The sequence below is a fragment of the Rhizobium sp. RU20A genome (assembly GCF_900155885.1).
GTDB lineage: Bacteria > Pseudomonadota > Alphaproteobacteria > Rhizobiales > Rhizobiaceae > RU20A.
In genome coordinates, this window is record NZ_FTMB01000003.1 from 1 (window position 1) to 23,450 (window position 23,450).

19 protein-coding genes are annotated in these 23,450 nt (G+C 64.3%); 8 read left to right on the plus strand and 11 right to left on the minus strand.

Going from position 1 to position 23,450, the window contains the following annotated elements:
• Positions 1–140 precede the first annotated feature (140 nt).
• On the minus strand, positions 141–1,685 hold the full coding sequence (locus F3H41_RS10490; RefSeq protein WP_149738634.1) for an FGGY-family carbohydrate kinase: 1,545 nt from the start codon (positions 1,683–1,685) through the stop codon (positions 141–143).
• A gap of 264 nt (positions 1,686–1,949) precedes the next feature.
• On the opposite strand from F3H41_RS10490, the gene F3H41_RS10495 reads away from it, so the two are divergent.
• Positions 1,950–3,671: a glycerol-3-phosphate dehydrogenase/oxidase gene (locus F3H41_RS10495; RefSeq protein ID WP_149738635.1), complete on the plus strand. Its 1,722-nt coding sequence runs from the start codon at positions 1,950–1,952 to the stop codon at positions 3,669–3,671.
• A gap of 133 nt (positions 3,672–3,804) precedes the next feature.
• Here F3H41_RS10495 and xylB read toward each other — a convergent pair whose 3' ends face one another.
• Positions 3,805–5,298 carry a xylulokinase gene (gene xylB / locus F3H41_RS10500; RefSeq protein ID WP_149738636.1) on the minus strand — a complete coding sequence of 498 codons (1,494 nt, stop codon included), beginning with the start codon at positions 5,296–5,298 and terminating at the stop codon, positions 3,805–3,807.
• A gap of 111 nt (positions 5,299–5,409) precedes the next feature.
• On the opposite strand from xylB, the gene F3H41_RS10505 reads away from it, so the two are divergent.
• Entirely contained in the window at positions 5,410–6,642 is a 1,233-nt protein-coding gene (locus tag F3H41_RS10505) for a sugar-binding transcriptional regulator (protein ID WP_149738637.1), read from the plus strand.
• Positions 6,643–6,664: 22 nt separating this feature from the next.
• Here F3H41_RS10505 and F3H41_RS10510 read toward each other — a convergent pair whose 3' ends face one another.
• Positions 6,665–7,873, minus strand: coding sequence for an AI-2E family transporter (locus F3H41_RS10510; RefSeq protein WP_149738638.1), 1,209 nt, complete (start codon positions 7,871–7,873; stop codon positions 6,665–6,667).
• 502 nt (positions 7,874–8,375) lie between these two features.
• On the opposite strand from F3H41_RS10510, the gene F3H41_RS10515 reads away from it, so the two are divergent.
• From F3H41_RS10515 to F3H41_RS10525, 3 genes are all read left to right on the plus strand, one after another.
• Positions 8,376–10,076, plus strand: a complete 1,701-nt coding sequence (locus F3H41_RS10515) for a long-chain fatty acid--CoA ligase (protein WP_149738639.1) — start codon at positions 8,376–8,378, stop codon at positions 10,074–10,076.
• 204 nt (positions 10,077–10,280) lie between these two features.
• Entirely contained in the window at positions 10,281–11,906 is a 1,626-nt protein-coding gene (gene pgi, locus F3H41_RS10520; RefSeq protein ID WP_149738640.1) for a glucose-6-phosphate isomerase, read from the plus strand.
• Between the two features lie 123 nt (positions 11,907–12,029).
• Positions 12,030–12,539, plus strand: coding sequence for a hypothetical protein (locus F3H41_RS10525; RefSeq protein ID WP_149738641.1), 510 nt, complete (start codon positions 12,030–12,032; stop codon positions 12,537–12,539).
• On the opposite strand, the gene F3H41_RS10530 is transcribed toward F3H41_RS10525, so the two are convergent.
• From F3H41_RS10530 to F3H41_RS10560, 7 genes are all read right to left on the minus strand, one after another.
• Entirely contained in the window at positions 12,540–13,592 is a 1,053-nt protein-coding gene (locus tag F3H41_RS10530) for a glycosyltransferase family 1 protein (protein ID WP_149738917.1), read from the minus strand. It lies immediately after the preceding gene.
• 138 nt (positions 13,593–13,730) lie between these two features.
• On the minus strand, positions 13,731–14,660 hold the full coding sequence (locus tag F3H41_RS10535; protein WP_149738642.1) for a carbohydrate kinase: 930 nt from the start codon (positions 14,658–14,660) through the stop codon (positions 13,731–13,733).
• A gap of 56 nt (positions 14,661–14,716) precedes the next feature.
• Positions 14,717–15,415 carry an orotate phosphoribosyltransferase gene (locus tag F3H41_RS10540; RefSeq protein ID WP_149738643.1) on the minus strand — a complete coding sequence of 233 codons (699 nt, stop codon included), beginning with the start codon at positions 15,413–15,415 and terminating at the stop codon, positions 14,717–14,719.
• A 97-nt stretch (positions 15,416–15,512) separates the two neighbouring features.
• Positions 15,513–16,550: a dihydroorotase gene (pyrC, locus tag F3H41_RS10545; protein ID WP_149738644.1), complete on the minus strand. Its 1,038-nt coding sequence runs from the start codon at positions 16,548–16,550 to the stop codon at positions 15,513–15,515.
• A gap of 381 nt (positions 16,551–16,931) precedes the next feature.
• Entirely contained in the window at positions 16,932–17,714 is a 783-nt protein-coding gene (locus F3H41_RS10550) for an ATP-binding cassette domain-containing protein (RefSeq protein ID WP_149738645.1), read from the minus strand.
• On the minus strand, positions 17,714–18,799 hold the full coding sequence (locus tag F3H41_RS10555) for an ABC transporter permease (protein WP_149738646.1): 1,086 nt from the start codon (positions 18,797–18,799) through the stop codon (positions 17,714–17,716). Before F3H41_RS10555 ends, F3H41_RS10550 begins: the two co-directional genes overlap by 1 nt.
• Before the next feature lie 187 nt (positions 18,800–18,986).
• A complete protein-coding gene (locus tag F3H41_RS10560) occupies positions 18,987–20,012 on the minus strand; it encodes a sugar ABC transporter substrate-binding protein (protein WP_149738647.1) in 1,026 nt (341 codons plus the stop codon).
• A gap of 279 nt (positions 20,013–20,291) precedes the next feature.
• Here F3H41_RS10560 and F3H41_RS10565 point away from each other — a divergent pair, with 279 nt between their 5' ends.
• Together F3H41_RS10565 and F3H41_RS10570 are read left to right on the plus strand one after the other, a co-directional pair.
• Positions 20,292–21,521 carry an ROK family transcriptional regulator gene (locus F3H41_RS10565; protein WP_149738648.1) on the plus strand — a complete coding sequence of 410 codons (1,230 nt, stop codon included), beginning with the start codon at positions 20,292–20,294 and terminating at the stop codon, positions 21,519–21,521.
• Entirely contained in the window at positions 21,521–21,949 is a 429-nt protein-coding gene (locus F3H41_RS10570) for an RbsD/FucU family protein (protein ID WP_149738649.1), read from the plus strand. The genes F3H41_RS10565 and F3H41_RS10570 overlap by 1 nt, the downstream gene beginning before the upstream one ends.
• A gap of 80 nt (positions 21,950–22,029) precedes the next feature.
• Here the strand turns inward: F3H41_RS10570 and F3H41_RS10575 are convergent, their stop codons facing one another.
• Positions 22,030–22,410, minus strand: coding sequence for a DoxX family protein (locus F3H41_RS10575; protein ID WP_149738650.1), 381 nt, complete (start codon positions 22,408–22,410; stop codon positions 22,030–22,032).
• Positions 22,411–22,677: 267 nt separating this feature from the next.
• Here F3H41_RS10575 and F3H41_RS10580 point away from each other — a divergent pair, with 267 nt between their 5' ends.
• Positions 22,678–23,385: a Crp/Fnr family transcriptional regulator gene (locus F3H41_RS10580; protein WP_149738651.1), complete on the plus strand. Its 708-nt coding sequence runs from the start codon at positions 22,678–22,680 to the stop codon at positions 23,383–23,385.
• Positions 23,386–23,450 lie beyond the last annotated feature (65 nt).

Consider the following 23,450-nt stretch of genomic DNA (forward strand, 5'->3'; position numbering starts at 1 on the left):
CGGACCCAGAAGAACATTCAAACTCCCACGCAACAGAACCAAATCCGCCCCGTGAACATGAACATCCCCGCCAACAACCTTCCGTACTCCGCGTAGCTCAAGCATCGCTTTGTCTCCCCTCCCCACGGCTGCGATGCGGCTCAGCTGGCCGCCGCCATCGACTGCGGCTCGTCCTGGCTGGCAGACCAGACGTCTGCAACGGCATCGATGGCGCGCAGATAGGCGCGGTATTTGCGCTCCAGGATGGCGGCGCGGTCCGCATGGGGCTCGAGCCGTTGCTCGATCTTGACCATGCGGGCCATGGCTTCGTTCATGTCGGCATAACGGCCGGTGGCAACGGCCGCGCACATGGCGCCGCCCTTGGCACCGAACTCGCTGCCGTTGGCGATTTCGACGGGCAGGCCGAGGCCATCGGCGAACATCTGCGCCCAGACGAGGCTGCGCGACGGGCCGCCAGCAAGACGGATCATGTTCGGCTTGGCCGCATCCGGCCCGGTCAGCAGGTAGTCCATGTCGTAGCGATGGGCGAAGACGACGCCCTCGTAGACGGCGCGAACGATATCGGCGAGCTGCGCGCCGGCCTTCAGCCCCAGGAAGCCACCCGGCGTGCCGCGCGGGCCGTCGAACAGGAAGGGGAAGAAGAGAATGTTGTTCGTCCGCGGCAGAACGGCCGCGACGAGGTCGTTGCAGATATCGTAGACGCTGCGGCCTTCCAGCAGGGCCCGCTGGGCTTCGGCCGACAGCATGGTCTTGCACAACCATTCCAGATTGCTGGCCGAGGTCGGCGTTGCCGTCGTCGCCATGATGTGGCCACCGAAGGGATAGGGAACCTGGATATGCGGCAGCGGATCGAGCGCCGGACGTGCATGCAGCGTCGAATGGATGGAAAAGGTGCCGGCGACGGCGGCGAGCTGGTCGCGGCTGGCCACACCGGACGACAGGGCACAGCCGACGACATCATAGACGCCGCGCACGACAGGGGTGCCGGCTTTCAGCCCGGTTGCAGCCGCGGCCTCGGCGCTGACATGGCCGGCGATCTCGGTGGAACCGCCGATCGGAGCGAGCTTTTCCAGCCAGTTTTCGAGGCCGGCAGCCTTGAAGGCGTCGCGTGCTACGCCGCCGTTGGAAACATCGAGGATGCCGGCACAGCCCGCATCGGTCGGATCGGTGGAGATGTCACCGGTCAGACGCAGACGCAGGAAGTCCTTGCACGACAGGACATGGGCGGTGCGGGCGGCGACCTCCGGCTGGTGCTTCTGGAACCAGGCCATAATGGCCAGCGACTGACCGGGCCAGATCTGCTGGGCAATGTGGCTCTGGACTTCGGCGGCGACACCGGAGCGACGCCAGTCATCGATCAGCGGAATGCTGCGGGTATCGGTCGACACGAGCGCATTGCGCACGGGAACGCCGTCGCGATCCACGAGATAGATGCCGCCGCCGTAGCCGGATGGCGTGACCGCAATGATATCGGCCGGATCCGTGCCGGTCTTCTCAAGCAGCGCCTTCAGGCTTTCGCATGTGGCCCGCCACATGCCGTCGGCATCCCGTTCCGTCCAGCCATCCTGCGGCAGCAGCATGACATTGGGCCGACGCTCGCAGGCCAGCTCATTGCCTTCGAGATCGAACAGCACGACTTTCGTCATGGTGCCGCCAGCATCGACTCCGACCAGGCGTTCGCGCATGATAATCCTCCTCAACCGTTCCGCCGGCTCCTCAACCAGCGCACGGGGCTTGCGTCCCCGCTCGGCTTTTCATTCTGGAAACTAGGCTATTGGACGGCGCAAAATTGTCAATCAGGTTTGTAAGAAAGTTTTTTACAAAAATAACCTATTGAAATTATTTGATTTTGAAATCCCATACAAAAGATGGCTGCGTTTTTTCGCTTCCAAAGGTAATAATCTGCCATTATAGGACGAGCCGGAAATCGGGTTGGCTGGGAGACGGGAATGCGTAGCAGAAACGAAGCGATCGCCGCGGTGCGGGCAGTGGCGGGCGAACCTCAGATCATCATCGCCGGCGGCGGCATCAACGGAATCGGACTTTATCGCGATCTTGCCCTTCAGGGCGTACCGGCGCTTCTCGTCGACAAGGCCGATTTTGCCTCTGGAACGACGGCGGCGCCCTCGCGGCTTATTCACGGCGGATTGCGCTATCTGGAGACGGGTGAATTCGAGCTGGTGCGCGAATCCGTCATCGAGCGCAACCACCTGATCCGCAATGCGCCGCATCTGGTCAAGCCGCTGCCCGTCTGGGTGCCGGCCTTCAACTGGTTCGGCGGCATCTTCTCGGCGGGCCTGCGCTTCCTGAAGCTGAAGAAGACGCCGGGCGCCAAAGGTATTCTCGTCGTCAAGCTCGGCCTCGTCTTCTTCGACCGATTCGGGCGCAAGAACCGGATGATGCCGGATCACCGGATCGTCTCGCGGGCGGAACTGGCGCGCCGCATGCCCGGCCTTTCCCCGCGCGTCACGGCAATTGCCGAATATTACGATGCGCGCCTGACCCATCCCGAGAGGCTGGCGCTGGAGCTCGTCGGCGATGCCGAGCGCGATTGCCCGAAATCCGTTGCCGTGCCCTATATGGCGCTCGCCGGCCACGAGGGCGACACGGTCCGGCTGCGCGACGAGATCAGCGGCGAGGAAATCGCGGTCAAGGCGAAGATGGTCATCAACTGCACCGGCGCCTGGGCCGACGAGGCCGACGGGCGGCTCGGCATCGACAAACGCCTGATCGGCGGCACGCGCGGCTCGCATCTCGTCATGCGTCGCCCCGATATTGCCCGTCAGCTTGGCGACGGCATGCTCTATTTCGAGACCCGTGATTTTCGCGCCTGTCTCGTTTATGCCCTCGACGACGAACTCATCCTGCTCGGCACGACCGACATCCGTGCGCAGAACCCCGATACGGTCGCCTGCTCGGAGGAGGAAATCGACTATCTCTTCGATGTTCTGGATCAGGTTTTGCCGAATTCGAAGGCCAAACGCGAGGAGATCGTCTTTGCCTATGCCGGCATCCGGCCCCTGCCCTATAGCGGCGATGGCGCGACCGGAGCGATCAGCCGGGACCACTCGCTGAAGACTTTCGAGCCGGAGGGCACGCGACGCTTCCCCGTGCTGACGCTGGTGGGCGGCAAGTGGACGACCTATCGCGCCTGCGCCGAGCAGATCGCCGACGAAGTGCTGACGCGGCTCAATCTGAAGCGCACGCGCTCGACGCTGGATGCAGCCATCGGCGGCGGCGCCGGCCATGCGCGCGAGGCGGCCGCCCGCGCTCGGCAGGTGGATGATGTCGCACGCGGCAACGGGCTCGACACAGTCATCGCGACACGGCTCGTCAACCGCTACGGCACGCGGGCAAATCTTGTCGCGCAGGCAGTCGCAGCGCCGGGCGGCCGCGACACCGTTGACGAACGCGGCCTCTACCATGTCGGCGAAATCGGCTGGATCCTTGCCAATGAGCGCGTCACGCGGCTCTCCGACATCGTTCTCAGACGCACGCTGATGCCCTTCGAAGGCGCCGTCACGCTGTCCGGACTGGAACGGCTGGCGAGGCTTGCCGGCAATCACCTTGGCTGGTCGCCGGAGCGGCAGGCTGAGGAAGTGGTCGCAACGGCTGCGCTTCTTCAGACCCGCCACCGCGTCGAGCTCGGCACGGCGCCGGTCGCCGCCTGATCTGATCCTTCGATGTCCGATCCCTGACCGGGGATGCGCCTCTCCCATCAAGAGGCCCCGGTCTCTTGCAGCCGACACTCCCGCCGGAGGTCGGCTGCCTTTTTTTGATCTCCGATGCTTATCGAACTGCGCGTCAGCCTGGCCGTTGGGCGCTGTCCTTCGCGAGAGCAATCGAGCTCCGCCGCACCTCCGGCATGACGGACATCCACGTCTGATAGGCCTCGGCATAGGCCGGCACGAGATTGTCTACCGGGCGGATGACGCGCTTGATGCGTGGCGCGGTCAGCACATCCTCGGGCGCGGCGCCGCTTTCAGCGATCATGCCGAGACGAGCCGCACCGAAGGCGGCACCGAGTTCGCTCGCCTCGGGAACTTTCAGTTCGACATTCAGCGACGTCGCCAGCATGGAGAGCCACAGATCCGAACGCGAGCCGCCGCCGATGGCGAGCAGGCTGTCGAAGCGGGTGCCGGTGGACCGGAAGGCGTCGGCACATTCCTTCATCGCGAAGGCGACGCCCTGAAGGACAGCGCGCGCCAGCACCTGATCGTCAGAGGCGTGCTGGAGACCGATCAGCGCGCCGCGAATCTCGGCATCGGCGCGGGGCGACCAGCAGCCATCCAGGAAAGGTACGAAGAGCACGGGGCTTGGGGCACCGAGCGACGGGCCGAGTTCGGCCACGAGTTCAGCCGCGGGCTTGCGCACGAGGCGGGAGAGCCAGTTGACGCAGGAGGTGGCCGATAGGATCACCGACATCTGATGCCACATGCCGGGGACGGAGTGGCAGAGCGTTTCGATGGCGTGGTCGAGGCTCGGGCGCGCTTCGTTCATGGCGACGAACAGCACGCCGGACGTGCCAAGCGAAATGGTTCCCTCTCCGTCGCGAATGACGCCCGTGCCGCAGGCCCCACAAGCATTGTCTCCGCCGCCTGCGGCAATCACCGGCTGCCCGGCCATGCCCCAGCGGGCGGCGAGCTCGGCGCGCAGCCGGCCCGTCGGCGCCGTTCCCTCGTGCAAGGACGGCATCTGCTCGCGGCGCATGTCGGTGGCGGCCAGAAGCGTTTCGGACCAGTCGCGGCTGGCAACGTCCACCCACATGGTGCCGCTGGAATCGGCAAGGTCCGAGGCCTTGTCGCCGGACAGGCAGAGCCGCACATAGTCCTTCGGCAACAAGACGGTCGCGATATCAGCAAACACGGATGGTTCGTGGTCGCGCACCCAGGCGAGCTTCGGCGCGGTGACGCCCGGCGTCGGCCGACGGCCGGCAATGCGCCGCACATCGGGCGCGCGGGCCTCCATCTCGGCGCATTCGCGGCCGGTGCGCGTGTCGTTCCACAGGATAGCAGGGCGAAGCGGGCGGTCAGCCGCATCCAGCATCGTCGCGCCGTACATCTGACCGGAAAGCCCGATGCCACGCACCGCCGACATTTCGTACGGATGCGCGCGCGCCAGACCATCCAGGCTCTCGCAGACTGCCTCCCACCACAGTTCGGGATGTTGTTCGGACCAGCCGCGATGGGGGCGCGACACCTCCAGCGGGCGGGAGGACTGTTCGCCGACGAGCTTCTGCGCCTCGTCGATCAGGATGGACTTCACTCCTGACGTGCCGAGATCGATACCAAGATACACGGTGTTTCCTCCCATTTGGTTCGGTTCACGGGTTTCCGGCATCCGGAGCCCGGACGCTGCCGGCCACCTCCTCGTGGCAGGCAAGCATTATGTCATTCGACGCAGACGCAAGTGTTCGCGCATGTCGGACGGCTCGGCGAGCAGCGTTCGATGCGCGAGAAAAAGGTGGCGTGGTTCGATTGTCCTCCCAGACAATGGCAGTCAGTTTTTCTCCCGCTGCAGGCCTTGTCAATGACATCTTTCATTTGCGCGTGGCAAAAGTCATCGACAAGGCGCGACCCGTTCGACGATCTGGACTCGCCGCATAAAAACTGTCACACGAAGGCTTCTCAAGGAGGATCCGGGAGCTTCATGGTTGTTGACAAGAGTGAGGCAAAGCCGGCGCGCCGGCGCGCGCCGCCGATGCAGTTCGGGGCTGATCTGCCGCTCTGGACGGCCTGGCTTTATTATGAGGAAGGGCTGAAGCAGGATGAGATCGCCGAAAGGCTGGGGCTTTCGCGTGCCTCCGTCTTCAACTTGCTGCAAAAGGCCCGCGACGACGGGATCGTGACAATCACCATTGATCCGACGCGGCTTGAGCGTGCCGATCTTTCCATGGCGCTGAAGGAACGCTGCGGCCTCGACGAGTGCTTCGTGCTGCCGGCAAGCGGCACCGGTGCGCCGGTCCACGAACGTCTCGGCCTGCTGGCGGCGCGGATTCTGGAGCAGAAGCTTCACGATGACGATGTGATCGGTGTTGCCTGGGGGCGCACCGTCATGGCGATGTCTCGGGCGCTGGCTCCCGCGCATATGCCGGGCGCGACCATTGCCCAGGTGACCGGCAGCTCGATCGCGACCTATGATTTCTCGCCGGAACTGTGCACGTCCAACATCGCCGCCCGCCTGAATGCGCGCTGCGTCAACCTGCATGCGCCGGGCGTGGTGTCAAATGCGACGATGAAATCGCTGCTGATGCAGGAACCCATCGTCGAGCAGCACTTTACCCTGCTGCGGCAATGCACCAAGACCCTGTTCAGCGCCACGCCGCTCACCGGGCAGACCTTGCTCGAGGACAGCGGCGTGATGAATGAGGCAGTGCTGCGCGAGTATCTCGATGCCGGCGGCGTCGGCTTTGCGTCCGGCTATGTCTTTGATGCTGACGGGCGCATCATTCGCACCAGCTTCGACGATCGTCATCTCGTGATGCCGCTCGAGGATTTCCTCGCCGTGCCCGAACGGATCTGCGTGGCCGGCGGCGCGTCGAAAATCGGCGCGCTCGAAGCGATGTTCCATGCCCGGATCGCGACAATCCTCATCACCGATCAGGAGACGGCGCGGGCGCTGGCCGAGCGCTTCCCCGCCTGACGGGACGCCTCGTCAAGGGCGCTCAGGATGCCCGGGACTTGCCCTTGGCCTTGGCGGGTTCGGACGGTACCGGATCCTGCGGCAGAAGGATATTCGTCTCGACCACAACCGGCTGGGCAGCCGTTTCGCGGACCCATTCCCGCCAGATCGCAACCAGCAGGGCCATCAACACAGGCCCGACGAAGAGGCCGAGGAATCCCATCGTTTTCACACCGCCGACGAGACCGAAGAAGGTGGGCAGGAACGGCAGTTTGATCGGCCCGCCGACCAGGCGGGGGCGCAGTGTCTTGTCAACGATGAAGAGTTCCGTGGAGCCCCAGACGAACAGGGCCAGCCCCTCGACCGGCGATCCGCTGGCCACGAGGTAGATCGAGACGAGCGTGAACGACAGCGGAGCGCCGCCCGGTATCATCGCCATGATGCCGGTGATTATACCGAGCGTGACGGGAGAGGGCACGCCGGCCAGCCAGTAGGCGATGCCGAGCACGATACCTTCGCCGATGGCGATGATGCCCATGCCCGTGACCGTCGAGGAGATGGTCAGCGGCACGACGCGCGACAGGCGCTCCCAGCGCATGGGGAAAATGCGCTCGCCGAGAACATCCACCTGTGCGGCAAAGCGCTCGCCGTCGAGATAGACGAAAAACAGCGAGATCAGCATGAAGAGCAGCGTCAAGAAGGACTGGAAGGCGGAAACACCAACCGCCAGGACGCCGCGATAGATATTGCCGATATTGGAGCCGCTGACGAGTTGTACGAGTTCGCCGAAGGCGCCGGGATGACCAACATGACGCGCCCACTGCTCGCCGAGCCAGGTGCCGATGCCCGGAAGCGCCAGCAACCAGGCCGGCACATCCGCGCCCTCCGCATTGGCGCGGATCGCCCAGGTCGCCCAGGTCCGCACTTCATCGACCGCATAGGCGGCGGCGATGGAGATCGGAACGACGATGAAGGAGATAACAAGGAGGATGGCGATGGTTGCAGCAACCGCGCGCCTGCCGCCCACCAGGGCCAGAAGGCGGCGATAGAGCGGCCATGAGGCGAAACCGATGACCAGTGCCGCAAGGACCGGCACGAGGAAGCCGTGAAAGAAGTAGACGCCCGCCAGGATGATCAGCAACAGCGCCCAGCGGGCCGCCGAAATCGGCAGGACGAGCGCGGACCGGGATGCCGATGTCTGGCCAAGCAAGCGCGGCTCCACGACCCTTGGTTCGCTATCACGCCTGCTCACATGCTTCTCCTCATCGACCGCACCGCAGGAACAGGACCTGCGCACCGGGTTTCACTCCATAGCGCCACCAGCGCGCCACGACAATGGCGAGGCTGGCACCGGTCGCAGCGTTCGACGGCCTTTCAGCCTCCATCGGCGCACATGTATCACCCACGCCCATACGGCATAAGCATGTCATTGCTTTGTCAGCAGAGATGGGATGGGCCAATTGAAATGTGAAGCCGCGTTGAAATGACGCCCTTTGGGCAGGAAACCGCCGTCGCCGATATGTTCGCAGCGCATCAGGGCGGGACAAGCAACGCTCCCGGCAGGATATTGACGTTTACGTCCAAGTTATATAACGCTTTCGGTACTGGGAGAAGGCAGAATATGGCTTTACTTTCGGGGTGGACACGAGGGAGCATGTCCACGCGACAGTGACCGGACGGCCTTGGGATGCGTGAAGCGCCACAACCTTCGGACACGAACGGCACATGCCGCAGGAAACACGGGAGGAAGAGACATGCCGGACACACAGACCGACAGCGCACCTGTCACCGCAAACAATCCCTGGGCGGCTTCCTATCCGCCGGGCGTGCCGTCAACGATTGCGCCGCTTTCCTACCACTCGATCGGCGATCTCTTCGAACAGGCGGCCGGCCGCTTTGCCGATCGCCCTGCCTTCACGTGCATGGGCAAGACGATCACCTATGCCGACCTGTCGCGTCAGAGCCTTGCCGTTGCCACATGGCTGCAGGCCAATGGCCTGAAGAAGGGCGATCGCGTGGCGGTGATGATGCCCAACATCCTGCAAAATCCCGTGACCGTCTTCGGTATCCTGCGCGCCGGCTGCACAGTCGTAAATGTCAATCCGCTCTACACGCCGCGCGAACTGGAGCACCAGTTGAACGACTCCGGCGCCAAGGCAATCTTCGTGCTGGAGAATTTCGCCCACACGGTGGAACAGGTGCGTTCGCGCACCGGCCTGCAGCATGTGGTCGTCGCCAGCATGGGCGACCTGCTCGGCCTCAAGGGCGTGCTGGTCAATTTCGTCGTGCGCAAGGTCAAGAAGCTGGTTCCCGCCTGGAGCCTGCCGGGCCACGTGCCGTTCCGCAGCGTCCTGTCGCGCGGCGCCGCGGGGACCTACACCCGACCCGTGGTGACAGCCAGCGACGTGGCGTTCCTGCAGTATACGGGTGGCACGACCGGTGTTTCGAAGGGCGCGACGCTCACCCACTCGAATCTTCTGTCCAACCTCGCGCAGATCGAGTTGTGGCTGCAGCCGGCCTTCATCCGCAAGCCGCGCCCGGAACACCTCACCTTCATCTGCGCGCTGCCGCTCTACCACATCTTCGCCCTCACGGTGAATGCGCTGATGGGGCTCTCGACCGGCGGGCACAATGTCTTGATTCCCAATCCGCGCGACATTCCAGGCTTCGTCAAGGAATTGCAGAAACTGCATTTCCACATCTTCCCGGGGCTCAACACGCTCTTCAATGCGCTGATGAACAACCCGGATTTCGCCAAGATCGATTTCTCCGGGCTCATCCTCACACTTGGCGGCGGCATGGCCGTGCAGCGGCCGGTGGCCGAACGATGGAAACAGATGACGGGATGCCCGATCGCCGAAGGCTACGGTCTGTCCGAAACCTCGCCCGTCGCGACCGCCAACCGCTTCGATTCCGACACCTTCACCGGAACCATCGGCCTTCCGCTGCCCTCTACCGAGATCGATATTCGCGGCGAGGATGATCGCAGCCTGCCGCTCGGCGAGGTCGGCGAAATCTGCATTCGCGGGCCGCAGGTCATGGCCGGCTACTGGCAGCGTCCGGACGAGACGGCACGCGCCATCGGTCCCGACGGTTTCTTCCGCTCCGGCGACCTCGGCTACATGACGCCTGCGGGTTACACGAAGATCGTCGATCGCAAGAAGGACATGATCCTCGTTTCGGGCTTCAACGTCTATCCGAACGAGATCGAGGAAGTTGCGGTCACCCATCCCGGCATTCTCGAAGCTGCCGCCATCGGGGTTCCCGACGAGCATTCCGGGGAGGCGGTCAAGCTCTTCGTGGTCCGCCGCGACGAGAGCCTGACGGAAGCCGATGTGAAGGCGCACTGCGCCGAAGCCTTGACGAATTACAAGCGCCCGAAATTTGTCGAGTTCCGCACCGAACTGCCGAAATCCAACGTGGGCAAGATCCTGCGCAAGGATTTGCGCAGCTGACGACGTTTAGCCGACCCTTGCCCGGACGCGGCAGGGGTCGGATGCAGGTCGTCCGGAAGCGGTCGGGGCGACCCTGAAAGACCCTCTTCCCTAAATCGATTTAATATCCTGATCGAAAAGCCTCTGCTCGCGGTCTTCGGGCTTGATTTGCCGGCGCCAAAGCGACTAGCTATCGCCATCCGAAGCCTTGAGAGGATGTGCTCCATGAAAGCCCTTGTCGATCAGCTGAAAGCCACCGCCGCCACGACGAATGCGACAGACATCCGCGCGGCCTTTGCTGCCGATGTCGGGCGTTTCGGGCGCTTCAGCGCTCGGCTTGACGATCTCCTTCTCGACTATTCGAAATGCGCGGTGAACGACGCTGTGCTCGCCGCGCTCGAAGAGATCGCCGCTGCCGGCAAGGTCGCGGAAAAGCGTGACGCCATGTTTGCGGGCGAGCCGATCAACTTCACCGAGGGACGCGCTGTGCTGCACACGGCGCTGCGCAATCGCTCCAACACGCCGGTTCTCGTCGACGGCAAGGATGTGATGCCCGACGTCAACGGCGTGCTCGCCGCCATGGGCACCTTCGCCGATCAGGTGCGCTCCGGCGCGCTGACGGGCGCCACCGGCAAGAAGATCACCGATGTCGTCAATATCGGTATCGGCGGCTCGGACCTTGGCCCGGTCATGGCGACGCTGGCACTGGCCCCGTACCATGACGGGCCGCGCCTGCATTTCGTCTCCAACGTCGATGGCGCGCATATTGCCGACACGCTGAAACTTCTCTCGCCGGAGACCTCGCTCTTCATCGTGGCGTCCAAGACCTTCACGACCATCGAGACGATGACCAATGCCAAGTCGGCCCGCGCCTTCATTGCCGATGCGCTCGGCGAGGCTGCCGTCAAGGATCACTTCTGCGCCGTCTCCACCGCGCTCGACAAGGTCGCCGCCTTCGGCATCGACACGGCCCGCGCCTTCGGCTTCTGGGACTGGGTCGGCGGTCGTTATTCGATCTGGTCGGCCATCGGCCTGCCGCTGATGATTGCCGTCGGTCCGGACAATTTCGCCGACTTCCTCGCCGGCGGCCATGCGATCGACCAGCACTTCCGCACGGCACCGTTCCGCGAAAACCTTCCGATGCTGCTCGGCCTCATCGGCTACTATCACCGCAACGTGCTGGGATACCCCTCGCGCGCCATCCTGCCCTACGATCAGCGTCTGTCGCGCTTCCCGGCCTATCTCCAGCAGCTCGACATGGAATCGAACGGCAAGGGCGTGACCGTGGACGGCACGCCGGTCGAAGGCGAGAGCGGCCCGGTGGTCTGGGGCGAGCCCGGCACGAACGGCCAGCACGCCTTCTACCAGCTCATCCATCAGGGCACGAGCATCATTCCGGCCGAGTTCATGATCGCGGCCAATGGCCATGAGCCGAAGCTGCGCCACCAGCACGATCTTCTGATCTCCAACTGCCTCGCTCAGTCGGAAGCTCTGATGAAGGGCCGCAGCTTCGAAGAGGCGAAGGCGCAGCTGACGGCCAAGGGCATGGACGACAAACAGGCCGATTTCATCGCCCCGCACCGCGTCTTCACCGGCAACCGCCCGTCGCTAACGATGGTCTATGACAAGCTGACGCCCTTCGCGCTCGGACGCCTGATTGCGCTCTACGAACACCGCGTCTTCGTCGAAGGCGCACTGTTCAACATCAATTCCTTCGACCAGTGGGGCGTGGAGCTCGGCAAGGAACTGGCGACCGGCCTGCTGCCCGTGGTGGAAGGCAAGGAAAGCGCCGAGGGGCACGATGCCTCGACCGCCGGCCTCGTCAAGGCGCTGCTTGCCGCCAAGGCTTGATTGCATGACCGGCCGGTCCGACTCAGGCCGGCCGGTCCTGCACAGGTTCCGTTCGCTCGTGATTTGCGCCGGCTGCGCGCCGTGGTAGCGTCAGGCTCTTCCGCCCCCGCGAACGGACAATCCATGAAGCGCATCGCCTGCCTCAGCCTTTTTCTCCTCGCCGCGCCCGCAGCCGTGGCGAACGATCTTTTTGACCATAACGGCTCAGTCATGGTTGTCGACTACGCCAGTGGCACGATCGCCTACAGGGTGGTGAAGCCATCGATCGCAAAGACGATCGCACCCGGCGCCATCGTCTTTGCCGGCACCATCGAGAAGGGTAAATTCGCGCAGGGCACGGCCTACACCTTCCGGCGCGGCTGTCCGGCGGCGCCCTATGCGGTATCCGGTCGTTATGATGCCTCCCTGCCCGGTTTCGTGCTGGCGGGACCGGCGCCGCATCGCGGCAAGACCGGCTGCGAGGTCATCGGCTACGAAATCGACAACCCCAATGCCCGTCTCGTCTTCATCGACATGGCCGCACGCAAAGGGGAGGCGGTCACGACTGCCGAGGACCAGACTGCGAATGGCACGACAAAAACCGGAGGCGCAAACACCGCCCCAAAGCCGCTGGTGCCGACGGCCACGCCTTGACTATCGCATGCTGAGGCGGCGCTGGGCAAAGGTGCCGCGCGGCACGCGGGTGAGGTTCGACAGGAACTCGCGGGCCGAGGCACGCCAGCTATAGGTCATGGCGCGGGCTCTTGCCGTCTCGCTGGAGATTTCCAGCGCGGCCAGCGCCGCTTCCCGCAGGTCTTCCGAGAGCGCACCGGCATCGCCCAGCACATCGCGGGGTGCCGTCACCGGAAAGGCGGCGACGGGAACACCGCTCGACAGCGCTTCCAGCATCACATTGCCGAACGTATCGGTGCGGCTCGGGAAGACGAAGACGTCGGCCGAGGCAAAAACGGTTGCCAATTCCTCGCCGGTCTTGCGGCCGAGGAAATGGGCGTCGGGATAACGCTGCTTCAGCGAGGGGAGATCGGGGCCGTCGCCGACGATCACCTTGCTGCCGGGTAGGTCAAGGCCGAGGAAGGCGGGAAGGTTCTTCTCCACCGCCACGCGGCCGACATTCAGAAAGATCGGGCGCGGCAGGCCGAGATCGCGGCGCTTGGCGGGATTGAAGAGCGTGGTATCGACCCCGCGCGACCAGCGCTTGATGCGCACGAAGCCGCGCGCGGCCATTTCGGCGGCCAGCGTTTTCGTCGCCACCATCATGCCGTCACCGGAATTGTGGAAACGGCGCAGCCATGCATAGCTCCAGCTTTCCGGGATCGGCAGGCGGGCGCTGATGAATTCCGGGAAGCGCGTGTGATAGGCGGTGGTGAAGGGCAGGCCGCGGTCGATGCAGACGCGGCGCGCCGCCATGCCGAGCGGGCCTTCCGTGGCGATATGGATGTAATCGGGCGCGATGGCTTCGAACTCGGCCAGAACCTGCCGCTTGGAAGCGATCGCCAGCCGGATCTCCGGATAGGAGGGCAGCGGTACCGTCGTGAACTTTTCCGGCGTCAGGAAGACGACCGATATGCCATCATCGGCGAGCAGCCGGCCCAGCTCTTCCAGCGTCTGCACCACGCCGTTCAGCTGCGGCCGCCAGGCGTCGGTAACGACGAGAACCACCGGAGCCCCCTCGACGGGAGCTTCCATTGTCATCGTGCCGGACAGAAGAGCGCCGGCCGCAGTCGATTCGGATGTGATGTGATCGCGCATGGCCCCTTTGACCATGCTGCGATGACAGGCGAATGAACCATGCCGGAGACGGCAAGATTGACGTGCCGTTGACGCTTAGGCGAGACCGATTTCGTTCGCCCACGGCGGATTGGCGCCGGCGCGGGACACGGTGACAGCAGCGGCCTTCGCGCCGAGCGTGAGAGCCTTGGCGATCTGCTCTTCGGTCAGCGAGGCCACCTGCTGCTTGGTCAGGAGGTTCTGCAGCTTCAGCGAGGCCAGGACACCGGCATCGAAGGTATCGCCGGCGCCGACCGTATCGGCAACCGTCACCCTCTGGCTGGCGACTTCCACCTTGTGGGTGGCCGTGTAGCCGGCCGCGCCATCGGCGCCGCGGGTCACGACGACGAGCTTGGCGCCATGGTGCAGCCAGTGGCGGGCGAGCGTCTCCTCGTCACCCTCAAGGCCAAACCAGGCAAGGTCCTCGTCCGAGAACTTGATGATGTCGGACATGCCGGCCATGCGGCGGATGCGGCCGAGATGGGCCTCCTTGTCCTTGATGAAGCCGGGGCGGATGTTGGGGTCGAGCGAGATGACGCGCTTGTCGTGCTCACGCGCCATCAGCGCCTCGTAGGTCGCGCCGCAGGGCTCGGGGATGAGGCTGATCGCGCCGAAATGCAGGGCTTCGCAATCGTCACCCAGCGCCGGCAACTCGGCTTGCGTGATCATGCGGCCGGCCGTGTTCTCGTCATAGAAGGCATAGGTCGCATGGCCATCGACGAGCTTGACGAAGGCGATGGTGGTCGGGCGCGAGAGCGTGGCGCAATAGCTGTAATCGACATGGCTCTTCTTCAGCGTATCGCGCAGGATGTCGCCCATCATGTCGTCGGAGAGGCCCGTGAAGAAGGCGGAGGGAACGCCGAGGCGGCCGAGCGCTATCGCCGTGTTGAAGATCGCACCGCCGGCATAGGGCGCATAAGCATCCTCTCCCGCCGTCGATACGCGCGGCAGCATGTCGATCAGGGCTTCACCACAGCACAGGATCATGGCTTTCTCCGTTTTCTGCCGCAGGCTGCGGCACTCTTGTCGTTGACCGCAGCTTCTCAGCTCGTCGGCAGGGATGATGCGCCGCCATGGGCTTTAGACCACGCAAGCGGGGCGTTGATGAAGTCTTCGACCGAGGCCAGCGTCGCATCGTCGAACAGCGCCTTGCGGCGGGCGACGGCCAGCACGTTGCGCCAGGTGGCGATGTGGTGGAGCGTCACCTCGTTGTTGGCAAAACGCTGCTCGGCTTCGGGAAAGAGGCCATAGAAGAACAGCGCCATGGCATGGTCGACCCGCCCGCCGGCGGCGCGGATGGCGTCGATGAACGTGAACATGGAGACACCCGCCGTCGTCAGGTCCTCGATGACGAGGACGCGCGCGCCTTCCGGCATGTGGCCTTCGATCTGCGCATTGCGGCCGTGACCCTTCGGCTTCTTGCGCACATAGATCATCGGCAGAGCGAGCCGATCGGCCAGGAGGGCCGCAAAGGGAATGCCGGCCGTCTCGCCACCGGCGACAGCGTCGAACTGCTCGAAACCGACTTCGGACAGAAGCGTGGCGCAGGCAAAATCGATGACGGCCGAGCGGATGCGCGGATAGGAGAGCAGCTTGCGGCCGTCGATATAGACGGGGCTCGCGAGGCCGGAAGCGAGCTTATAGGGCTCTTCCGGGCGGAAATGCACCGCGCCGATCTCCCAGAGCATGCTGCCGAGCAGGTCGCCCATCACGGATTTTTCGGGAAAGCTGTTGGAAAACATCTGCGCGCTCCTCAATGGCCTGACGATGAAAGCCGCATATCAGCCCGGCCGGGGAACGGCCAGACGGCATGCGAGCGAATCTCAACGGCAAGGCGCATCAGGCAACATCCCAATAGAGGGGGAACATCGGGTCAAAGACGGTCACCGGGCCGGCACCCGTTTCGATCTTGGCCGGGAAGGTCACGGGCTCGGCACGCTTGATGAGCCGGATGGTTTCCTCGTTCGGCGCAAGACCATACCAGGCCGGTCCATTCAGCGAGGCGAAGGCTTCGAGCCTGTCGAGTGCCCCCTCCTCCTCGAAAACATGGGCAAGGCAGCTCATGGTGTTGATGGAGGTGTAGATGCCGGCACAGCCGCAGGCACATTCCTTGAGAGGATCGACATGCGGGGCGGAATCGGTGCCGAGGAAGAAGCGGGCGTCGCCCGAGGTCGCGGCGGCGCGCAGCGCCAGGCGATGGCTCTCGCGCTTGGCAACCGGCAGGCAGTAGTAATGCGGCTTGATGCCGCCGACGAGGATGGCGTTACGGTTGATGATCAGGTGATGCGTCGTGATCGAGCCCGCGAGGTTGCCGGATGACGAGCGTATATAGTCGATGCCATCCTTCGTCGTGACGTGTTCCATCGTGACCTTGAGTTCGGGCAGGCGCTGGCGCAGCGGATCAAGCACGGTCTCGATGAAGACAGCCTCGCGGTCGAAGATGTCGACCTCCGGCGTCGTGACCTCGCCGTGCACGCAGAGCGGCAGACCGATCTTCGCCATGCGCTCCAGTACCGGCATGACCTTGTCGAGATCGCGCACGCCGCCGTGCGAATTGGTCGTGGCACCGGCCGGGTAGAGCTTGACCGCCGTGATGAGCCCGCTTTCCTTGCCGCGCGCCACATCATCGGCTTCGGTGTGTTCGGTGAGGTAGAGCGTCATCAGCGGCTCGAAGCGGTCACCGCCGGGGATGGCCTTGACGATGCGCTCGCGATAGGCGTCCGCATCGGCCGTCGTCACCACCGGCGGCACGAGGTTCGGCATGATGATGGCGCGGGCGAAGTGCCGGCTCGTATCGCCGATCACGCCTTCGAGCATCGCGCCGTCGCGCAGGTGCAGGTGCCAGTCGTCGGGGCGGCGGATCACGAGGTCGGACATCGTCAGGCTCCTTGAGAACGAAGAGGGCGGCTTGGCGCCAGCTTCCCCAAGCGGGAAAGCGGCGCGGCCGTTTCTTCGTCCGCTTATCATCGCGCGGCGTGAACGCCAATGCGTGCGTTGGGCGGGTGCGGTGCCGTATCTCGGGGGGCGCACCGCAGCCCGGCTTGCTAAAGGCCCGCCTTGCGCAGGGTCTGCCTGGCGCCACCCCCGACGTCCGTCATCCTCGGGCTTGACCCGAGGATCCACGCCTCGTCCGCAGCGTGTGCCGCATGGATGCTCGGGTCAAGCCCGAGCATGACGGAGAGTGAGAGGCAGCCTCATCCCCCGGGGTGAAGCGTGAGCCGGGGCGACACCGCCGCCCGGGCTCCAATCCGTGATGCCTCAGGCGGCCATCGCTTCGCGCGGCGGCTCCTTGGCGCCCGTCATGAAGGCCACCGCGTCGGACATGGTGTAGTCCTTCGGGTTGATGACGCACAGGCGCCGGCCGAGACGGTGGATGTGGATGCGGTCGGCTACTTCGAATACATGCGGCATGTTGTGCGAGATGAGCACGATCGGCAGGCCGCGCGAGCGCACGTCGAGGATGAGCTCCAGAACGCGGCGGCTTTCCTTGACGCCGAGGGCGGCCGTCGGTTCGTCGAGGATGACGACCTTGGAGCCGAAGGCTGCGGCACGGGCCACGGCCACGCCCTGACGCTGGCCGCCCGAGAGCGTTTCCACCGCCTGGTTGATGTTCTGGATGGTCATCAGGCCGAGCTCGGAGAGCTTGTCGCGGGCGAATTTTTCCATCGCGGCGCGATCGAGCGAACGGAAGACCGAGCCCATGATGCCGGGTTTGCGGATTTCGCGGCCCAGGAACATGTTGTCGGCGATGGAGAGCGCCGGCGAAAGGGCAAGGTTCTGGTAGACCGTCTCGATGCCGGCCTTGCGGGCCTCGATCGGCGAGGAGAACTGCACCGGCTTGCCTTCCAGCCGGATCTCGCCTTCGTCGGGCCGGACAGCGCCGGAGATGGCCTTGATCAGGCTCGACTTGCCGGCACCGTTATCGCCGATGACGGCAAGGATTTCGCCCGGATAGAGGTCGAAATCGGCATTGTCGAGGGCGGTCACGCGGCCGTAGCGCTTGACCAGGTTGCGTGCGGTGAGAATGGGTTCGCGGTTCATCAGCCTGCTACCTTTCTGATCCACTGGTCGATTGCGACGGCCGAGATGATGAGAACGCCGATGAGCAGGTAGGTCCACTGCGGGTCGGTGCCGATGAGGCGAAGGCCGAGCGAGAAGACACCGACGATCAGCGCCCCGAAGAGCATGCCCATGATGGAGCCGCGGCCGCCGAAGAGCGAGAGGCCGCCGATCACCACGGCAGTGATGGATTCGATGTTGGCGAACTGACCGGCCGTCGGGGACACCGAGCCGATACGACCGATGAGGACCCAGCCCGCAAGCGCACAGATGAGGCCGGAGAGCGTGTAGACGCTGATCAGCATCGTCTTGACGTTGACACCCGCCAGTTCGGCCGCATCCGGGTCGTCGCCGACGGCGTAGAGGTGGCGGCCCCAGGCGGTGCGGTTCAGCACATACCAGAGCACGGCGACCAAAAGCACCATGGCAATGACGCCGTAGGTGAGCACTGCCCCGCCGATGCGGATGCTCTGTCCGAAGAGCTGCAGCAGGGGCGCCTGGGCGGAAATGTCCTGCGAGCGAATGGTCTCGTTGGCCGAATAGAGGAAGTTGGAGGCCAGAACGATCTGCCACATGCCGAGCGTGACGATGAAGGGCGGCAGCTTCATGCGGGCGACGAGCCAGCCATTGATGTAGCCGCAGAGCGCGCCGACGCCGAGGCCGCAGACGATGGAAACCGGTGCGGGCAGACCATAGCGGAAGGTGAACTGCCCCATGATGACGGAGGAGAGCACCATGATGGCACCGACCGACAGATCGATACCGGCCGTCAGGATGACCAGCGTCTGGGCTGCGCCCACGATGCCGACGATGGCAACCTGCTGAAGAATGAGCGTGAGCGTGAAGGCGGAGAAGAACTTTCCGCCGAGCACGATGCCGAAGACCAGCAGCGACAGGAGAAGCACGATCAGCGGCACTGCCGCCGGGCTCGAATGCAGGAAATGCTGGAACTTCTGAAGGGGTGTCTTGTCGTGGGTGTCGAAGGAGGCAACCTGCTTCGAGCTCTGCGACAGAACGTTTTCGTATTCAAGATGGGGCTTTTTACTGGCGGCTTGCGGCTCGCTCATGGCTGTTCCTCCCGACTGATCCCCATTGCGGGGGCTTCGTGGCCAGAGACATCGCCGTGCGTCATGCCGGCGACGGGACCGGCTCCGTCAGCAGCGCATGGTTTCTGCGCTTTGTCAAAGAGGCCGGCAGTTATGCAAAGGGCGGCCGGGGCCGCCCTTCGTCATTTCAGACTAACCAATCTGGAGATCAGCCCCAGCACTTTTCCTTGCCGACCTTGGTGTCGATCGATTCGACGCCAGCAACCGGCTTGTCGGTAACGAGGGCAACGCCGGTGTCGAAGAAGTCCTTGCCGTCTGTCGCCTTCGGCTTTTCACCGGTGTCGGCGAACTTCTTGATGGCTTCCACGCCGAGCGCGGCCATGGCCAGCGGATACTGCTGCGAGGTCGCACCGATGACGCCGTCGGCAACGTTCTGCACGCCCGGGCAACCGCCGTCGACCGACACGATCAGCACGTCCTTCTCGCGGCCAACAGCCTTCAGCGCTTCATAGGCGCCGGCAGCAGCCGGTTCGTTGATGGTGTGAACGACGTTGATGGTCGGGTCCTTCTGGAGAAGGTTTTCCATGGCGGTGCGGCCGCCTTCTTCGTTGCCGTTGGTGATGTCGTGGCCAACGATGCGCGGATCATCCTCGTCGCCGATCTTGTTCGGGTCCTTGGGGTCGATGCCGAAGCCGATCATGAAGCCCTGGTCACGCATGACGTCAACCGACGGCTGCGAGGGGGTCAGGTCGAGGAAGGCAACGCGGGCGTCCTTTGCGGCATCGCCGAGCGTTGCGGCAGCCCACTGGCCGATCAGCTTGCCGGCGAGCAGGTTGTCGGTAGCAAAGGTCATGTCGGCAGCCGAAATCGGCTCCAGGGGGGTGTCGAGCGCGATGACGAGCAGCCCGGCGTCGCGTGCCTTCTGAACCGAGGGAACGATGCCCTTGGTGTCGGAAGCGGCGATCAGGATACCCTTGGCACCGTCGGCGATGCAGGTCTCGATGGCGGCAACCTGGCTTTCGCTGTCACCGTCGACCTTGCCGGCGTAGGACTTCAGCGTGACGCCGAGTTCGGCAGCCTTGGCGGTCGCGCCTTCCTTCATCTTGACGAAGAAGGGGTTCGTGTCGGTCTTGGTGATGAGGCAGGCGGAAACATCGGCAGCGGCAGCCGGCGAAACGAAAGCGACGCCAAGCGCCAGCGCGCCGATAGCGGCGGAAACAACAGTCTTCTTCATGTAATCCTCCCAAAGGACAAAAGGGGATGGCGCTGTCAAAGCGCTGCATCCGGTCCTGCCTGCGGATCGCCCTATCTCCTCGGCCCCCACCCGGCATTTCCGGGGCAAAAGGAACCATCAAAAAACACCGATGTCAATAAATAAATCGAATTGAATTATTAATTGGATGTGCCATTCTGCGGAAAACGTGGGCCAAGGCCGCCAAAGAAGCAGGCACGGCGCCCAAAGACAAGGCATCCGCAGGCGAAGGACACGGACCGCCGGCGGGGGGAGGATAAAATGGTGGAGGAAGCCGTCTCCGAGGCATCGCCGTCGGCCGACATTGTGCTGACCGGCGGCGGCTCGAACCAGATGCGTGTGCGCGCCTATAACGAGCGGCTCGTGATGTCTCTGGTGCGGCGCCACGGCGAGTTGTCCAAGGCACAGATTGCACGGCGCAGCGGGCTCTCGGCGCAGACCGTTTCCGTGATCATGCGGTCCCTTGAACAGGACGGCATGCTGATCCGCGGCGAGCCGAAGCGCGGCAAGGTCGGCCAGCCCTCCACACCGATGCGGCTCAATCCGGACGCCGTCTTCGCCTTTGGAGTGAAGATCGGCAGACGCAGCGCGACCCTGGCGCTGATGGATTTCGTCGGCACCATCCGCTTCCAGGAACACCGGATCTATCCCTATCCGATGCCCGAGCAGATCATGGATTTCGTGACCGACGGCATCGCCTCGATCGAGGGGCGAATGCGGCTCGAAGAGCGCCAGCGCATCGCGGGTGTCGGCATTGCCGTGCCCTTCGAGCTGTGGAACTGGGCGGCGGAAGTCGGTGCGCCGCAGAAGGAAATGGACAGTTGGCGCAGCTTCGACCTCGGCCGGGAGCTCGAGGTGCGCCTGCCCTACCCGGTCTTTGTGCAGAACGACGCGACGAGCGCCTGCGCGGCCGAACTGGTCTTCGGGCACGGCGCGCACTATCCCGATTTCATCTATTTCTTCATCGGCTCCTTCATCGGCGGCGGCGTGGTGCTGAATTCGGCGCTTTATTCGGGCCGAACCGGCACGGCGGGGTCGGTTGGCTCGCTGCCCGTGCAGGGGCGCGATGGCCGCACGGTGCAGCTCTTGAAGATCGCCTCGGTCTTCGTGCTGGAAAACGAGCTGAAGGCCGCCGGGATCGATCCGCGCCCGCTCTGGTATTCCTCAGACGGCTGGATCGATTTCGGCCCGCCGCTGACGCGCTGGATCGACGATTGTGCCGCGGCGCTGGCGCAGGCGATCGTTGCGGCGGCCTCGATCATCGACTTCGGCGCGGCCATCATCGATGGCGGCTTCCCGGCCTGGGTCTGCGACCGCATCGTGCTCGCCACCCGCAAGGCACTGGACGATCTCGACCTGCAGGGCGTCGCTATGCCGGAAATCATCGCCGGGCAGGTCGGCAACCAGGCCCGTGCCATTGGCGGGGCGAGCCTGCCGCTGTTTTCGCGCTATCTTCTCGACACCAACGTTCTTTTCAAGGAGCTTGTCTGATGCTCAAGGGTATCAATCCCATTCTCAGCCCCGAGCTTTTGGCGACGCTGCGCGCCATGGGCCATGGCGACGAAATCGCCCTCGTGGATGGAAACTATCCCGGGCAGGAGCATGCCCGCCGCCTGATCCGCCTGGATGGCCACGGGCTGATCCCCGTGCTCGACGCCGTTCTCAGCGTCATGCCGATCGATGACTTCGTGCCAGCGGCCATCTTTCGCGCCACGGTGAAGGGCGATCCCGACCTCATTGACCCCGTGCATGCCGACATCATCGAGACCTGCGCGCGCCACGAGCCGAACCAGAAGGTCGTTCCGCTTGTCGGACCCGATTTCTACAACCGCGTGCGCGCCGCCCACACGATTATCCAGACCAGCGAGCCGCGCCTTTACGGCAATGTCATCCTCAAGAAGGGCGTGATCTATCCCTGATCGGCTGTTGCCCCCTGCCTGGAAATACAAAAGGCCCGCCGAGCGATCGGCGGGCCTCTTCGCTTGGGAGGCGAAGGACATTATGCGCGGCGGGCGTCGATGGAGAACGCGCCGGGGCCGAAGGCGGTGATCATCAGGAACCCGCCGGCAAGGCCGAGGTTCTTCATGAAGTTGATCATCTGCATCTGGTCTGCCGGCTGGAAGTGGGCAACGAAACCGGACGCAACGCAGAACAGGGCGAGGGCGACTGCAACCGGGCGAGCGAACAGGCCGAGAAGGATGGCAATGCCGCCGAGCAGTTCAAGGGCGGTGACGAGAGCGGCGGTGACCGTCGGAACCGGCAGGCCGATGCTGCCGAAGTAACCGACGGTGCCTTCGAAGCCGGTCAGCTTGCCGTAGCCAGCGACGATAAAGAGGATGGAGAGCAGCACGCGGGCGGCGAGAGCGAAGATGTTCTGCATGGCGGGGTCCTTGAAAGGGCGGAAATTGTCGATGCGCAAGTCCTACCAGAATGGCGGCGCAGCAATAGCCGGCTGAGGCGCGACAGATCGTTCAGTAAATGCGAACAATCAGTGCCGTCTGTCAAATGCGGCCCCGTGTACCGTCTCGCCGATCCGGCAGATGCGCGGGGGCGAGCCGTCTTTTCGGTTGCAAGCCTGCGATGCCTGGGCAAAAACTGGCGGGCGCCGGCATGACCGGCAGGGGCAGAGGGCGTCGGGGGACGAACCATGAGTGAGGTGAACAGGAGCCCGGCGTTCTGGCGGTCCTTCCCGATCTTCGAAGACTTCGACAAGGAGACCATCGCGGCCGTCGCCGACATGGCGAGCTATCGCAAATGGACCGCCGGCACGGTGATCTTCCAGCGCGGTGACGACGGCGCCTATATGATCGTCGTTGTCTCCGGCCGCATCAAGCTGTCGCTGATCACCCGCCAGGGCAAGGAACTGTCGCTCCGCCACCTCGAGGCCGGCACCATTCTGGGCGAAATGGCGATCCTCGACGGGCAGCCGCGCTCGGCGGATGCCACCGCGTCGACCGCCACCGAAGGCTACGTGATTACCAAGCGGGAATTTCTCGACCTGATCACCGCACGGCCGCAGATCGCCGAGGCCGTGATCCGCTATCTGTGCACGCGGCTACGCGAAACCACCGAGCAGATGGAGACCATCGCGCTCTACGACCTCGATTCGCGCGTCGCCCGTTTCTTCCTCGCCACGCTCCGGCAGATTCACGGAGAGGAGTTGCCAGCCAGCGCCAATCTGCAACTGGCCCTCAGCCAGTCGGAAATCGCCGGCGTGCTCGGCGCCAGCCGCCCGAAGGTGAACCGCGCCATCCAGGCGCTGGAAGAGGCCGGCGCTATCGACCGCAGCGAAGGCGGCGTCATTTCCTGCCATATCGGCCGCCTGCTGCGGCTGGCGGAGCCGGAGGAGACGTGACCATGGCGTCACGCACGCCCCGCCGCGTCGAAGGCCCGGCGCTGCCGGCCGCCGGTTAGCGGCCA

Excerpts from the sequence above, each read along its gene's own strand:
- F3H41_RS10490 (WP_149738634.1), bottom strand. The coding sequence starts at position 1,685 with ATGCGCGAACGCCTGGTCGGAGTCGATGCTGGCGGCACCATGACGAAA.
- F3H41_RS10495 (WP_149738635.1), top strand. The coding sequence starts at position 1,950 with ATGCGTAGCAGAAACGAAGCGATCGCCGCGGTGCGGGCAGTGGCGGGC.
- F3H41_RS10515 (WP_149738639.1), top strand. The coding sequence starts at position 8,376 with ATGCCGGACACACAGACCGACAGCGCACCTGTCACCGCAAACAATCCC.
- pgi (WP_149738640.1), top strand. The coding sequence starts at position 10,281 with ATGAAAGCCCTTGTCGATCAGCTGAAAGCCACCGCCGCCACGACGAAT.
- F3H41_RS10525 (WP_149738641.1), top strand. The coding sequence starts at position 12,030 with ATGAAGCGCATCGCCTGCCTCAGCCTTTTTCTCCTCGCCGCGCCCGCA.
- F3H41_RS10530 (WP_149738917.1), bottom strand. The coding sequence starts at position 13,592 with ATGGAAGCTCCCGTCGAGGGGGCTCCGGTGGTTCTCGTCGTTACCGAC.
- F3H41_RS10535 (WP_149738642.1), bottom strand. The coding sequence starts at position 14,660 with ATGATCCTGTGCTGTGGTGAAGCCCTGATCGACATGCTGCCGCGCGTA.
- F3H41_RS10540 (WP_149738643.1), bottom strand. The coding sequence starts at position 15,415 with ATGTTTTCCAACAGCTTTCCCGAAAAATCCGTGATGGGCGACCTGCTC.
- pyrC (WP_149738644.1), bottom strand. The coding sequence starts at position 16,550 with ATGTCCGACCTCGTGATCCGCCGCCCCGACGACTGGCACCTGCACCTG.
- F3H41_RS10550 (WP_149738645.1), bottom strand. The coding sequence starts at position 17,714 with ATGAACCGCGAACCCATTCTCACCGCACGCAACCTGGTCAAGCGCTAC.
- F3H41_RS10555 (WP_149738646.1), bottom strand. The coding sequence starts at position 18,799 with ATGAGCGAGCCGCAAGCCGCCAGTAAAAAGCCCCATCTTGAATACGAA.
- F3H41_RS10560 (WP_149738647.1), bottom strand. The coding sequence starts at position 20,012 with ATGAAGAAGACTGTTGTTTCCGCCGCTATCGGCGCGCTGGCGCTTGGC.
- F3H41_RS10565 (WP_149738648.1), top strand. The coding sequence starts at position 20,292 with ATGGTGGAGGAAGCCGTCTCCGAGGCATCGCCGTCGGCCGACATTGTG.
- F3H41_RS10570 (WP_149738649.1), top strand. The coding sequence starts at position 21,521 with ATGCTCAAGGGTATCAATCCCATTCTCAGCCCCGAGCTTTTGGCGACG.
- F3H41_RS10575 (WP_149738650.1), bottom strand. The coding sequence starts at position 22,410 with ATGCAGAACATCTTCGCTCTCGCCGCCCGCGTGCTGCTCTCCATCCTC.
- F3H41_RS10580 (WP_149738651.1), top strand. The coding sequence starts at position 22,678 with ATGAGTGAGGTGAACAGGAGCCCGGCGTTCTGGCGGTCCTTCCCGATC.